General features: G+C 68.6%; 10 protein-coding genes and 1 riboswitch. Of the genes, 5 read left to right on the forward strand and 5 right to left on the reverse strand.

Annotated features, from left to right (window positions below):
* The first annotated feature begins 111 nt into the window (after positions 1–111).
* Positions 112–3759, forward strand: a complete 3648-nt coding sequence (locus ACIGII_RS01520; RefSeq protein ID WP_399635404.1) for an autotransporter domain-containing protein — start codon at positions 112–114, stop codon at positions 3757–3759.
* A 96-nt stretch (positions 3760–3855) separates the two neighbouring features.
* The gene (locus ACIGII_RS01525; protein ID WP_399635401.1) at positions 3856–4809 is read left to right on the forward strand and encodes a Nudix family hydrolase; all 954 of its coding nucleotides are present in this window, start codon (positions 3856–3858) and stop codon (positions 4807–4809) included.
* Between the two features lie 16 nt (positions 4810–4825).
* Here ACIGII_RS01525 and ACIGII_RS01530 read toward each other — a convergent pair whose 3' ends face one another.
* Positions 4826–5416, reverse strand: coding sequence for a hypothetical protein (locus ACIGII_RS01530; RefSeq protein ID WP_399635399.1), 591 nt, complete (start codon positions 5414–5416; stop codon positions 4826–4828).
* 53 nt (positions 5417–5469) lie between these two features.
* Positions 5470–6297 carry a methylenetetrahydrofolate reductase [NAD(P)H] gene (gene metF, locus ACIGII_RS01535; protein WP_399635397.1) on the reverse strand — a complete coding sequence of 276 codons (828 nt, stop codon included), beginning with the start codon at positions 6295–6297 and terminating at the stop codon, positions 5470–5472.
* 120 nt (positions 6298–6417) lie between these two features.
* Here metF and ACIGII_RS01540 point away from each other — a divergent pair, with 120 nt between their 5' ends.
* Both ACIGII_RS01540 and ACIGII_RS01545 read left to right on the forward strand, forming a co-directional pair.
* Entirely contained in the window at positions 6418–7296 is an 879-nt protein-coding gene (locus ACIGII_RS01540) for a TIGR01777 family oxidoreductase (RefSeq protein WP_399635395.1), read from the forward strand.
* Positions 7297–7360: 64 nt separating this feature from the next.
* Positions 7361–7918 (forward strand): DUF3228 family protein, encoded by a 558-nt coding sequence (locus tag ACIGII_RS01545; RefSeq protein WP_399635393.1) that lies wholly within the window; start codon positions 7361–7363, stop codon positions 7916–7918.
* A gap of 75 nt (positions 7919–7993) precedes the next feature.
* Here ACIGII_RS01545 and ybaK read toward each other — a convergent pair whose 3' ends face one another.
* From ybaK to ahcY, 3 genes are all read right to left on the reverse strand, one after another.
* Complete coding sequence (gene ybaK, locus ACIGII_RS01550) at positions 7994–8464, reverse strand: Cys-tRNA(Pro) deacylase (protein WP_399635772.1); 471 nt, start codon at positions 8462–8464, stop codon at positions 7994–7996.
* Positions 8465–8604: 140 nt separating this feature from the next.
* Positions 8605–9132 carry a hypothetical protein gene (locus tag ACIGII_RS01555; protein WP_399635391.1) on the reverse strand — a complete coding sequence of 176 codons (528 nt, stop codon included), beginning with the start codon at positions 9130–9132 and terminating at the stop codon, positions 8605–8607.
* A gap of 162 nt (positions 9133–9294) precedes the next feature.
* Positions 9295–10740 (reverse strand): adenosylhomocysteinase, encoded by a 1446-nt coding sequence (gene ahcY, locus ACIGII_RS01560; RefSeq protein ID WP_399635389.1) that lies wholly within the window; start codon positions 10738–10740, stop codon positions 9295–9297.
* A 32-nt stretch (positions 10741–10772) separates the two neighbouring features.
* A riboswitch (S-adenosyl-L-homocysteine riboswitch) is annotated at positions 10773–10860 on the reverse strand.
* Between the two features lie 126 nt (positions 10861–10986).
* Between ahcY and ACIGII_RS01565 the strand changes: the two genes are divergently transcribed.
* A complete protein-coding gene (locus ACIGII_RS01565; RefSeq protein ID WP_399635388.1) occupies positions 10987–13509 on the forward strand; it encodes a prolyl oligopeptidase family serine peptidase in 2523 nt (840 codons plus the stop codon).
* Positions 13510–13558: the final 49 nt, after the last annotated feature.

Consider the following 13558-nt stretch of genomic DNA (forward strand, 5'->3'; position numbering starts at 1 on the left):
CGTGTTCGGCGCTGTCGCGAATGCATTGCATTCGGGGCCGCTCGACGCGCATTGCGCTCCGCAGGCTGCGGCAGCGTCGCGTTTCCCCTGAGTCGCCATCCATGGAGTTTCATGAACAGGATTTATCGCCTGGTGTTCAACCGCACCACCGGCATGATGCAGGTTGCATCCGAACTCGCCACATCCCCCTCGTCCACTTCTCCGGCCACCGACAACCGTCGCCGGCGTTCGCCGCTGAGCGCTGCCATGCTGGTTGCGCTTGGCCTGTCGGCCGCATCGTTGCCCACCGCCTTCGCGGCGGTGTATGACTTCAATGCGCCGGATATCGTCAATGATTCGCGTGCTTACGTGGATGGCTTCCGCGTCGGCCCCAACGGCCAGGTGCAGGTCGACGTCCGCGACGGTGGGAAGATCACCTCCAACGGCCTGGTGTCGGTGGGCACGTCGGTGGGCAGCGACGGCAAACTGTACTTCACTGGCCCAACCTCGACGCTGTCCGTGAACAGCGCATCGGTGCGCGTGGGTGAGGCCGGCAAAGGCGAACTGCGTCTGGGCGACGGCGCCGCAGCCACCGTTGCCGGCGGCACCGTGTCGTTCGGATTTGGGGCCGATGGCGTTGGCATCGGGCGGGTGGAAGGTGCAGGCTCCTCGCTCAGCGCGCGCCAGCTGCTGGTGGGCCGCGAAGGGGCAGGCCTGCTCGACATCGTCAATGGCGGTCGCGTCGAAGTGACCCAGCCATGGCCGCTGGCGGGTACCTCCTTCGGCATGAGCATCGGCACTGCCGCTGGTGGCTTGGGCGTGGTCAACGTGAACACCGGCGGCGAGCTGGTCGTCACCGACAACGAGCTGCGGGTCGGCGAGGCCGGGACGGGCACGCTCAACATCGACATTGGCACTGTCAGTGTCGGTCGCAACCTCGTGCTCGGCGCTGCCCAGAACGCAGAAGGCACGGTCAACGTGCGCAATGGCGGTAAGGTCAGCGCACAGCTGCTCAGTGTCGGCGCGGCGCAGGACTCGGGCGGCACGCTCCTGGTCAGTGGCGCCGGTTCCACCGTGGCCGCCGATGAACTGCGCGTTTCCGCAAACGGCAACGGCACGCTGCGCGTTGAAGACGGCGCCGTCGTTGCGGTCGCCGGCAACGTCACCGCCGAGGATGAGCAGGGCCTGCCGAGCAGGCACGCGCGCACCGGCCGCATCGAGGTGTCCGGTGCAGGCTCCGTGCTGAGCGGCGACCGCGTGATCACCAGCACGCATCTGCTGGTCGACAATGGCGGCCAGATCCAGTCCAGCAGCGCCCGTATCAAGGACTCCTACAGCAGCACCGGGACCGCAACCCTCACCGGCACCGGCAGCCGCTGGACCAACCAGAGTGAGATGGACATCCGCACCGGTGTCAACGTGCTCGATGGCGCAGTCATCAACACGGGTACGTTGCTGGTGTCGGGAGGCGCCAACACCGCCACCCTGTTGGGGGAATCGCTGAAAGAACAGACCCGTGTCAGCGGCGCCGGTTCGGCCATCGAGGCCGATGCTGGCATCACCGTAGGCAGCCATCTTGTCGGCGGGCCCTTTGCGGTGCTCAGCGTCGGCAATGGCGGACGCGTTGCAGCGGGTAACGGCGACCTCAGCCTGGGCACCTCCGGTTACCTCGCGATCGGTGGCGGCATGGACACCTGGTCGGTGGCCAACCGTGGGCCGCAGTGGTCCGCAGCCGAAGCGGCCGGTGAGCTGGACGGCGCGAAGATCGTCATGCAGGCCGCCTCCGGTGGCCTGGTGTTCAACCATACCGGCGACGTCACGCTGGCCAACACCCTTGCCAGCGCCACCGGCGCAAGCGGCGCGGTGATCCAGCGTGCCGGCAACAGCACCCTGACGGGCAACCTGGCCGATTTCGGCGGCAGGGTCGCGGTCAGTGGCGGCACCCTGCACATCACCTCTGACATGTACACCGGCCAGGGCTATGCGGGCACCAGTGCGGCCCCGCTGCAGCAGATCGACGTATCCGGCGGCACGCTGGTGCTCGACGGCAGCGCCGGCTTCCGGCAAACCCTCAATTACGGTACCGAAACCAAAGTGGTGCGCAGCTCGAACGTGCTGGTCCAGGGCCCCGGCGTGCTGGCCGGCAACGGCACCGTGGGCGACACCTACGTGGTGGATGGCGGCACCCTGTCGCCGGGTCATGGCGATGTTGGAACGCTTGGCGTGGATGGCGACCTGTACATCAACACCGGCGTGACACACCTGTGGAGCACACGCCGTGACAGCACGTTCTATGACGCGCAACTTCGTGCCAACGGGCAGGCCGACCTGATCTCGGTGACGGGCAAGGCGTACATCGGCAGCAAGGCCAACCTTGCCAACTCAGGCCTTGCGGCCATCCGCATCAACGCGTTGGACCCCTACACCAGCTACCAGCAAGGGCAGAGCTACGTGATCCTGGACGCCGCTGGCGGCATACAGGGCGGGTTCGACAACATCACCACGGACTCGATCTTCATCCGGCCGAAGCTCACCCAGACTGACAACCAGGTGCTGGTGGCGGTCGAGCTCCAGACCTGGACGAACGAGCCGGATCCGGTCGACCCGGGTACCCCAATCGATCCGGTCACGCCCGCCGACCCAGGCACCCCGGTGGATCCGGGGTTCCCGGGCACCCCGGGCGTGACCCCGCCGATCGTGTTCGGCGCCGTGGCCGTCACCGGCAACCAGCGCGCCACGGCAGCGGCGCTGGATTCGCTGCAGCAGTCCGGCGACGCGCTGGCGCTGTACAACGCCCTGCTGATGCTCGATGAGGCCGGTGCGCTGGTTGCCTTCGATGACCTCGGCGGCGAACTGCATGCCAGCAACCGTGCGCTGCTGCTGGATGACCGCTTCCTGCGTGAAGGCATCTCCCAGCGCCTGCGCCCGGCCCCGGACACCAAGCTCAACGGCTCCTCGGCGTGGGTGGCCGGCAGCGGCGCCTCCAAGCGCCAGGACAGCGACGGTACCGCCTCGCGCACCCAGGAAACCCGCCAGGGCCTGATGGCGGGCTACGACTGGACCTTCGGCGACCGCTGGACCGTCGGCGTGGCCGGTGGCCCGGAATCGCTGCGCCAGCAGATCCGCGACCGCAACGCGATCACCGAAGTGGACGCGGTGCACGGTGGCCTGTACGCCGGCTTCCGGGGCGAGCAGGCCTGGATCAACGGCGGCGCCAGCTACGCCGACTACGAGGTGGACACCCGCCGTGAACCGGGTGCCGGCACCGTCTGGGAACAGACCCTGAGCAGCCGGCACGACGCTCATTCGGTCCAGGCCTTTGCTGAAGGGGGGGGGGACATCCCGCTCAGTGCACTGACCCTGAGCCCGTACCTGGCCGTGGCCTACACCCGCCTGTCGAGCGAGGCCGCCACGGAAACCGGCGGCACCGCAGCCCTGTCGGTGGCATCCAGCAAGGATGAGGTCTGGACCACCACGGCCGGCATCCGCGCCGCGTGGGACATCAGCGGTGGCCAGACCGACGGCGCCCGCCTGGAGGCCGGCCTGGCCTGGCAGAACGCGGCCGGCGAACTGCGTGCCGACTCGCGCAACCGCTTCGTGGCCGGCAGTGACAGCTTCACCGTCAGCGGCCTGCCGCTGGCGCGCAATGTGGGCATCGCCGAACTGGGCGTGTCGCTGAACACGTCCGACAACAGCCGCCTGTCGATGTCCGCGCAGGGCCGTGCCGGCGATGGCCAGCGTGAAGTGGGCGCCCAGCTGAACTGGAACGTGGTGTTCTGATCGAACCCACTGCCTGATCCACCCGAAGGGCCCCGCATGGGGCCCTTCGTCTGTCCGGCATTGCGCATGCCCGGGCCGATTGGGCATTCTGGCCGCATGCCATCCCCCAAACGATCGATCCACGTCGTGGCCGGCGTCATCACCGACGCCCGCGGCCGCATCCTGCTCAACCGCCGTACCGAGAACCGCGACATGGCCGGCCTGTGGGAGTTCCCCGGCGGCAAGCGCGAGGGGGGCGAAAGCTCCGAGCAGGCCCTGGTGCGCGAACTGCGCGAGGAGCTGGGGATCGAGGCCGAGGTTGGCGACTGGATCATGGACGTACCGCAGCTCTACCCGGACAAGCACCTGCGCCTGGAAGTGCGGCACATCCGCAGCTGGAAGGGCTCCCCGCGCGGCCGGGAAGGCCAGGCCATCACCTGGGTGGCGCCGGACAAGCTGTCGCGCTATTCGATGCCGCCGGCCGACCTGCCGGTGGTGGCCGCGCTGCGCCACCCGGACCGGTACCTGATCACCCCCGAGCCGGCCGCCGATGATGCCGCCGCGCACCAGGACTGGTACGCGCGCCTGGCCCGCGCGCTGGAGGCGGGCGCACGCCGCGTGCAGCTTCGCACCCCCGGCAGCGCCGCGCGCGTGGCGCTGGCCGAACAGGCCGTGGCACGCCACCGTGGCAGCGTGCAGTGGCTGCTCAACCGCGACATCGAGCTGGCGCGCCGGCTGGGCGTGGGCGTGCACCTGGGCGGCGAGCAGCTGCTGCAGCTGGAAGCGCGGCCGTTGCCGGCCGACCAGCTGGTGGCCGCATCCTGCCACGACCTGGCGCAGCTGCAGGCGGCGCAACGGCTGGGCTGCGACTTCGCCGTGCTCGGCCCGGTCCAGGCCACAGGCAGCCATCCCGATGCCACCCCGATGGGGTGGGACGCATTCGAGGCGCTGCGCGCCCAGGTCTCCCTGCCGATCTACGCGCTGGGCGGGCTGGGGGCCGACGACATCGTGCAGGCCCGCCGGCACGGTGCGCAGGGCGTAGCCGCGATCCGCGCGTACTGGCCCGCCTGAGACGGCGCAGCCGTGGCTACAGCGTGATCCAGAAGCACCCATACTGACGCCGCAGCCCGAATACCGTCCGCGCCGGGGTGGCGGTACTGCCCAGCGTCTGTTCCAGCCGCAAGCCGATCGGGCGCGGCCTGCCCGCCGGCGGCACGGTCGCCTCCACCGCCTCTACCAGCGTGGCGTTCGGATCCACCGGCAACGGCGCAGGCGCGACCGGCACCTCCGGATACACCGGCGCGATATCCACCAGCGGCCGCTGCACCACCGATTCCAGCCGCCCGATGATGTGGTTGGCGGTGGCGTCGGAGACATTGCCCCACAGGTAGATCGACGACAGCCGGTTGACGTCCTGCAGGCTGACCGCGTCGCGGATCTGCCCGGTGAGCTCGCTCAGCCGCCGCGCACACCCGGCGCGGTAGATGCCGGTGTTGCCCACCGACGCGGCGCGCGCCGGCATGCGCGCGGTCGCACCCAGTGCGTCACAGCTGCGGTCGGTGAACACCGTCTCGCCCTGCGCGGTGGTGCAACGGTTCACGCGCTGTGCCTGCGCCTGCGCCCAAGGGGCCCAGCACAGCGTGCACAGCGACAGCAGCAACAGAACGACCGGTCTCATCGCAGCAGGGTAGCGGCGCGGGCGTTATCTGCAAGCGGTGGCCGGCAGGGTGTTCAGCGGCCCAGCAGCTTCAGCACCTGGGTGGTCGGGCGGGCCAGGTTGAGGGTGTAGAAATGCAGCCCCGGTGCGCCGCCGGCGACCAGTCGCTCGCACAGCTGCGCCACCACCTCGGCACCGAACGCGCGCACCGAATCGGCGTCATCGCCATAGGCCTGCATGCGCTTGCCGATCCAGCGCGGGATTTCCGCGCCGCATTGTTCGGAGAAGCGACGCAGCTGGCTGAAATTGGAGATCGGCATGATCCCCGGCACGATCGGCACCTGCACGCCGAGCCGGCGCACCGCGTCGACGAAGCTGAAATACGCGTCGGCGTTGTAGAAGTACTGGGTGATGGCGGCATCGGCACCGGCATCGACCTTGGCCTTGAAGTACTTCAGGTCGCGCAGCGCGTCGTCGGACTGCGGGTGGGTTTCCGGGTAGGCGCCGACCTCGATATGGAAGGCATCGCCATGCTCGGCGCGGATGAAGGCGATCAGCTCGCTGGCATAGCGCAGGTCGCCGGGGTGGCCCATGCCCGACGGCAGGTCGCCGCGCAGCGCGACGATGCGCCGGCAGCCGATGGCCCGGTACAGTTTGAGCAGCTCGCGGATCTCCTCGCGGCTGCCGCCCACGCAGGACAGGTGCGGCGCGGCCTCGAAGCCGTGGTGCTGCTTGAGGTGGCGCACCGTTTCGGAGGTGTAGCTCAGGGTCGAGCCGCCCGCGCCGAAGGTGCAGGAAACGTACTCCGGGACATACGCCTTGAGCCGGGCGGCGGTGCGGTCGAGCTGGGCGCGCTGTTCGTCGGTCTTGGGCGGGTAGAACTCGAAGCTGAGGGCGGTCATGGGCGGCGGCGGCGACGGGTGTGGGACCATCATATCGCTTCATCGCGATGAATGTAAAAGATGGCGCGCGGGGCGTTTACACCCGGGCGGGTAAAGTGGCGTTCCCCACGGAGAGCACGCATGGACATCCTGATCACCGGCGGCACCGGCTTCATCGGCCAGCGCCTGTGCCAGCGGCTGCTGGCGGCCGGGCACCGGGTGACGGTGCTGACCCGCAGCCCGGGCCGATCCGGCCAGGCCGGGGTCCAGTACGTCGGTGTGCTGGGCGATGTCGGCCCGGTCCACGCGGTGGTGAACCTGGCGGGCGAACCGCTGGTGGAAGGCCGCTGGAGCCCGGCGCGCAAGCAGGCCATGCTGGCGTCACGCATTGGCACCACCCAGGCCCTGCTGGACTGGATGCGCGGGTTGCCGACCCGCCCGCAGGTGCTGGTCTCCGGCTCGGCGATCGGCTACTACGGGCCGCGCGACGGCACCGCGCTGGAGGAGAGCGCGTCGCCCGGGCATGACTTCGCCGCGATGCTGTGCCGACACTGGGAGGCCGAGGCCGCCAAGGCAGAGGACCTGGGGGTGCGCACCTGCGTGGTGCGCACCGGCATCGTGCTCGACCGGGACGGTGGTGCGCTGGCGCGGATGCTGCCGCCGTTCCGGCTGGGCCTGGGCGGCCCGATGGGCGACGGCCGGCAGTGGATGAGCTGGATCCACCGGGACGACCTGGTCGGGCTGATCCTGTGGCTGCTGGCCGATCCGGAGGCGCGTGGTGCCTTCAACGGCACCGCGCCCGGGGCGGTCACCAACGCGGCGTTCGCCCGCACCCTGGCTGACGTGCTGGGCCGCCCGGCGTGGGTGCGAACGCCTGCGTTCGCCTTGAAGCTGGGGTTTGGCGAGATGGCCGGCCTGTTGTTGACCGGCCAGAACGTGGTGCCGGCGCGCGCGCTGCAGGAAGGTTATCGGTTCCGCCACCCCACGCTGGACGGTGCGCTGCGCGCGATCCTCGGCTGAGCACGGCACCGGAGCGGCCCGCGCAGCGGTTACCCTGTGCGCCTGTTTTCCAGCCGCGTGCGCCATGTCCATCGTCCTGACCGAATTCGCCCGTCCCCGCCTGTTTCCGCGCATACCGCGCGCCAACACGATCCAGGACTGCAGTGCCGAACAGTTCCAGGCGCACCTGAATGCAAACGCGCCGTTCAAGGTGCTCGATGGCTATGCGCCGTTCTGCAAGCTCCATGTGTACGAGAACTGGACCTCGACGCGCTGCCTGACCGTGCCGGTCACCGACGCCAACCGCCACCAGCTGCGCAGCGCCTACGAGGCGCGCAACCGCGACGAGCTGCCGGTGCTGGTACGCTGGTTCGAAGGCGTGCAGTCGCCGCGCGCGAATTACCTGGTGGTGATCCTGTACAGCGCTGAACAACTGGCGAAGGAAGGCTCGCCGATCGACGCCGACTGGGGCATCGTCGGCTGCATCTACACCGCCGAACCGGAAGAAGTGCCGATGGCGCCGATCACCATGATGCGCAATGCGTTGGGGGTGGAGGAGGGGGGATCCGGTGTGCCGCTCGACCGTGAGGCCTACCAGCGCGCGGTGGCGTTCTGGGAAAGCCACGCGAACTGGCGGCCGTAACCTCACGTCACCGTAGCGCCACGCCCCTCGGTGCCGGGCCTGGTCCAGCACCGCGCGGACACGCATGGCGTGTCCCTACGGCCGGGCGATGTTGGCGACGTGGGCCTGGGTCAACGCCGCCAGATCCCTCGGCGCCAACGCCACCTCCAGCCCCCGTCGGCCGGCGCTGACGTGCATGACCGGCAGCGCCTGCGCGCTGGCATCGATGAAGGTGCGGTGCTTCTTCTTCTGGCCCAGCGGACTGATTCCGCCGACCAGGTAGCCGGTGGCGCGCTGTGCCGCATCCACCGCCGCCATCTCGCACTTTCTACAGCCTGCGGCCTCGGCCAGCGCCTTGAGGTCCAGCGTGCCGCTGACCGGCACGATCGCCACCAGCAGCTCGTGCTTTTCGGTGCTGGCCAGCAGGGTCTTGAACACCACTGCGGGATCGAGCCCGAGCTGCTCCGCCGCTTCGCCGCCATAGGAGCCGGCGTTGGCATCATGGGCGTAGGAAAGTACGTGGTGGGCGATGCCGTGCGTCTTGAGCAGAGTGATGGCCGGGGTCATGGTCATGCAGCTGGCGTGGTCGCACTACCTTAGCGCGGGCGCGATCGCAGAATCTTGACCCGGACTATCGGGGGCGGTTCCAGGAAGCGGTCGATCCTGCTGCTGCCGGCACTGGCGCCGCCAGCAGCAGGCATGCAGCCTCAACCCATGGGCGAGCAATCGACAGAGTCGACTTTCCCGGCCCCGTACTTTGCTTCGGCCTTGGTCTTTGCCAGGCCATCGGCCACGTCACTGCTGCTGGCGGCAACCTCGAAGTACCCCTCCGCCTCGCCCCTGAGCACAGTGCCGTCCGCATCGTGCACGGCACACCGGTAGTCCCTGGTTGCACCTGTCGCCGGGGTAGAGGAAGCCGTTGGCGTCGGATGGGGTGTCGTGGTCGGTGCCGACGTTGCAGTGCTCGATGCTCCTGCCACCGCATCGCATTGGGCCTTGGTCAGCGTGACGCTGTTTTTCTTGTAGCGCGTGGCGGCCGCCAGGGCACCGGCCTCCGCTGCCTTCAGGTCGGCCGCCTTGATGGCGTATTTCCCGTCCGCGTTGGAGCTCGCTTCCGGCGTTTTGCCATCGGCACCTGAAAACACCATGCACCGATAGTCGGCGGCGTGGACAGGGGAGATGTAGGCGGCACCGCACAGCACCAGCAGTGCGGGAAGTACGAACTTGATATTCATGGAAATCTCCGGAATGCACCCAGATATTCCCCCGCGCGCTGATGATCCCGGCGCGGATGTGAGGGCAGGGTGCAGTCCGGGTGAAGCCCGGCTAACAAAAAAACGGGCGCCCGAAGGCGCCCGTGGTATCCGGTAGTGCCGACTGTCAGTCGGCAACCATCATCAGTAGCGGTAATGCTCCGGCTTGAACGGACCATCCACCGGCACGCCGATGTAATCGGCCTGTTCCTTGGTGAGGGTGGTCAGCTTCACGCCGATCTTTTCCAGGTGCAGGCGCGCCACTTCCTCGTCCAGCTTCTTCGGCAGCAGGTACACCTTCTTCTCGTAGCTGTCCTTGTTCGCCCACAGGTCGATCTGCGCCAGGGTCTGGTTGGCGAAGGAGTTGGACATCACGAAGCTCGGGTGGCCGGTGGCGCAGCCCAGGTTCACCAGGCGGCCTTCGGCCAGCAGGAAGATCGCGTTGCCGTTCGGGAACACGTACTTGTCCACCTGCGGCTTGATGTTGATGTGCTGCACGCCCGGGAAGCCGACCAGCGCATCGACCTGGATTTCGTTGTCGAAGTGGCCGATGTTGCAGACGATGGCCTGGTCCTTCATCGCGCTCAGGTGTTCGATGCGGATGATGTCCTTGTTGCCGGTGGTGGTGACGTACAGGTCGGCACGGCCCAGGGTGGATTCGATGGTGTTGACCTCGAAGCCTTCCATCGCCGCCTGCAGGGCGCAGATCGGATCGATTTCGGTCACGACCACGCGCGCGCCGTAGGCACGCAGCGACGCCGCGCAGCCCTTGCCCACGTCACCGTAGCCGCAGACCACGGCGACCTTGCCGGCCAGCATCACGTCCATCGCGCGCTTGAGGCCATCGGCCAGCGACTCGCGGCAGCCGTACAGGTTGTCGAACTTGGACTTGGTGACCGAGTCGTTGACGTTGATCGCCGGGATCAGCAGGGTGCCGGCCTGCGCCAGCTGGTACAGGCGGTGCACGCCGGTGGTGGTTTCTTCGGAAACGCCCTTCCAGTCCTTGACCACGCGGGTCCAGTAGCCCGGACGCTCCTTGGCCACGCGCTTGAGCAGGTCCTTGATGACCTGTTCTTCGTGCGAGGACGCCTTTTCATCGACCCAGGTGCTGCCGTTTTCGAGCTCATAGCCCTTGTGGATCAGCAGGGTGACGTCGCCGCCGTCGTCGACCACCAGCTCCGGGCCGGTCAGGGTGCCGTCGGCCAGGGTGAAGGTCAGCGCGTCCAGCGTGCAGTCCCAGTACTCCTCCAGCGTTTCGCCCTTCCAGGCGAACACCGGGGTGCCCGAGGCGGCGATTGCCGCAGCGGCGTGGTCCTGGGTCGAGAAGATGTTGCAGGAGGCCCAGCGCACGTCGGCGCCGATGTCCTTCAGCGTTTCGATCAGCACGGCGGTCTGGATGGTCATGTGCAGCGAACCGGTCACGCGCACGCCCTTCAGCGGCAGGGTGGCGGCATGCTTGCGGCGGATCGACATCAGGCCCGGCATTTCGTGCTCGGCGATATCCAGTTCCTTGCGGCCCCAGTCGGCCAGCGCGATATCGGCAATCTTGTAATCACCTTCGGTGGAGAAGGTCTTGGCAACAGCGTTCATGCAGAAGCTCCGGTAATGGACGAATGGCTCGTCTTTGCCGGGCGCCGTTGGAACCAGCCCTGCCACCGAGCCTGGCCGTGCGGATCGGGTCCGGCAGCGGTCGCAGCGCCCCTCGGTGGAGGGGATGCCCATTATATCCCGACGCACCGCCCGGGCATGAATCGGTGCCGGCCCCCAACCATCGGCAGGGGGGCAAACCGCGCGCCACTGTTAAGGTCCAAGGTTTGCACAGCATGGGGTGGAACGATGACAGGCAACGACCGTACGCGCCGCGCGCGCTGGAGCAACCGGCTGATCGTGGGCATGGCCCTGCTGGCGGTCGCCCCGGTGGCGCTGGCCGCCGCACCGGTGACCGGCGGCAAGGCGTCCCCGGCGGCGACCGCGCCGGCCGGCCAGGGCTACCAGCTGCCCTCGGCCGCGCTGCAGGCGGTGGCCAATGCGCCGCGTGCGCCCACGCTCAGCCTGTCGCCGCGCCGCGACATCGCCGCCCTGTTGCAGACCCCGCCGCTGCCGTCGATCAACGAGGTGGCCCAGCCCGAACTGAAACTGGCCGGCGTGCGCATCAACCCGGCCACGCATTCGGCCAGCGCCTTCACCTTCGGCAACAAGCTGTGGCTGATGACCGTTGCCGACGGGAAGGAGCGTCAGATCAGCGGCCTGCCGCAGCCGCTGTCGATCGCCTCGCTGGCCTGGTCGCCGGACCAGCGGTACCTGGCGTTCAACCAGGTGCAGGCGGCCAGCGGTGCCAACGAATTGTGGATCGTCGACGTGGCCGACGGCAGCGCGCGGCGGCTGCTGGCCGACCTCAACACGGTGTTCGGCGAGGGCTACAGCTGGCTGCCCGACAGCCGCGGGCTGCTGGTCACTCAGCAGCTGAAGAACCCCGGCCCGGCACCCGCCAGCGGGGGCATCCCCACCGGCCCGGCGATCCAGCAGACCCAGGCTGACGCAGGCGTACGTGCGATCCGGACCTACCAGGACCTGCTGTCCAACGAGGCCGACGCGCGTCAGTTCGACTTTTTTGCCCGCGCGCAGCCGGCCCGGGTCACGCTCGACGGCCAGGTCACCGCGCTGTCCAGCGCCGGCATCTACCTGGACCTGAGCGTGTCGCCGGACGGCCGTCATGTGCTGGCCGAACGCGTGCAGCGTCCGTATTCCTACCAGGTGCCGGTGGAGGATTTCCCGCGCCGGATCGAGGTGCTGTCCAGTGCCGACGGCTCGCTGCAGCACACCCTGGCCGAGCTGCCGCTGGTGGAAGGCCTGCCGACCGGCAACGATGCGGTGCCGGTCGGCGTGCGCAGCGCCAGCTGGCGCGCCGACGCGCCGGCCACGCTGGTCTGGGCCGAAGCCCAGGACGGCGGCGACCCGGCGCGCGCGGCCAAGGTGCGTGACGCGGTACTGATGCAGGCGGCACCGTTCGACACCGCGCCGGTCACGCTGGCGCAGCTGGGCAGCCGCTATGCCGGCATCCAGTGGGGCCGCGGCGACCTGGCGCTGCTCAACGAGTCGTGGTGGAAATCGCGCGTGGTCAAGCAGTGGCGGATCGCGCCGGACCAGCTCGACCAGGCGCCGCAGCTGCTCTCCGAGCGTTCAGCGCAGGACCGCTACAACGATCCCGGCAAGCCGGCGCTGGTGCGCGATGTGAACGGGCGTTCGCGCCTGCAGATCACCGCCGATGGGCGCAGCATCTTCCTGATCGGCCAGGGTGCTTCGCCGGAAGGCGACCGACCGTTCGTGGACCGCTTCGACCTCGAGAGCCGCACTGCCACCCGTCTGTTCCATTCGCAGGCGCCGACCTATTCCCTGCCGCAGGCGCTGCTCGACCAGGAAGGCACCTCGGTGCTGCTCACCCGCGAGTCGCCCGACACGCCGGCCAACTACTTCGTACAGTCGCTGGCCGATGCCACCGCCGCGCCGCGCGCGCTGACCCGCTTCGAGCATCCGCTGCCGCAGCTGCGCGGGGTGAGCAAGGAGCAGATCCGCTACAAGCGCAACGACGGCGTGGACCTGACCGCCACCCTGATGCTGCCGCCGGGGTACAACGCGAAGAAGGACGGCCCGCTGCCGATGCTGATGTGGGCCTACCCGGGCGAGTTCAAGACCGCCGCGGCCGCCAGCCAGGTGACCGATTCGCCGTATCGCTTCAATGCGGTTGGCTACTGGGGCCCGCAGGCGTTCCTGGCCAAGGGCTATGCGGTGCTGGTGAGCCCGTCGATGCCGATCATCGGGGAAGGCGACAAGGAGCCCAACGACACCTACCTGCCGCAGCTGGTCGCCAACGCGGAAGCGGCGGTGGATGAAGTGGTGCGGCGGGGCGTGACCGACCGCGACCACATCGCCATCGGGGGGCATTCGTATGGCGCGTTCATGACCGCGAACCTGCTGGCGCATACGCGGTTGTTCAAGGCCGGCATCGCGCGCAGCGGTGCGTACAACCGCACGCTCACCCCGTTCGGGTTCCAGGCCGAGGAGCGCAACTTCTGGCAGGCGCAGGACGTGTACCTGAAGATGTCGCCGTTCAACTACGCCGACAGGATCAAGGATCCGATCCTCTTCATCCACGGCGGGGACGACAACAACTCCGGCACGTTCCCGATCCAGAGCGAGCGCATGTTCGCGGCGGTGAAAGGGCTGGGCGGTACGGCGCGGCTGGTGATGCTGCCGAACGAATCGCACCACTACCGCGCGCGTGAGTCGCTGATGACCATGCTGGCGGAAAGCGAGCGGTGGTTGGAGCAGACCATCGGGCCGGGCATGAAGATCAAATGATGCCGCGCCGGGCGTTGCCCGGCGGCTGCAACACATGCAATTGAAACCA

The organism is Stenotrophomonas sp. NPDC077420, assembly GCF_044543385.1.
Lineage (GTDB): Bacteria > Pseudomonadota > Gammaproteobacteria > Xanthomonadales > Xanthomonadaceae > Stenotrophomonas.

Bases quoted from the DNA above. Each gene is read 5' to 3' on its own strand.
- ACIGII_RS01520 (WP_399635404.1), top strand. From the start codon at position 112: ATGAACAGGATTTATCGCCTGGTGTTCAACCGCACCACCGGCATGATG.
- ACIGII_RS01525 (WP_399635401.1), top strand. From the start codon at position 3,856: ATGCCATCCCCCAAACGATCGATCCACGTCGTGGCCGGCGTCATCACC.
- ACIGII_RS01530 (WP_399635399.1), bottom strand. From the start codon at position 5,416: ATGAGACCGGTCGTTCTGTTGCTGCTGTCGCTGTGCACGCTGTGCTGG.
- metF (WP_399635397.1), bottom strand. From the start codon at position 6,297: ATGACCGCCCTCAGCTTCGAGTTCTACCCGCCCAAGACCGACGAACAG.
- ACIGII_RS01540 (WP_399635395.1), top strand. From the start codon at position 6,418: ATGGACATCCTGATCACCGGCGGCACCGGCTTCATCGGCCAGCGCCTG.
- ACIGII_RS01545 (WP_399635393.1), top strand. From the start codon at position 7,361: ATGTCCATCGTCCTGACCGAATTCGCCCGTCCCCGCCTGTTTCCGCGC.
- ybaK (WP_399635772.1), bottom strand. From the start codon at position 8,464: ATGACCCCGGCCATCACTCTGCTCAAGACGCACGGCATCGCCCACCAC.
- ACIGII_RS01555 (WP_399635391.1), bottom strand. From the start codon at position 9,132: ATGAATATCAAGTTCGTACTTCCCGCACTGCTGGTGCTGTGCGGTGCC.
- ahcY (WP_399635389.1), bottom strand. From the start codon at position 10,740: ATGAACGCTGTTGCCAAGACCTTCTCCACCGAAGGTGATTACAAGATT.
- ACIGII_RS01565 (WP_399635388.1), top strand. From the start codon at position 10,987: ATGACAGGCAACGACCGTACGCGCCGCGCGCGCTGGAGCAACCGGCTG.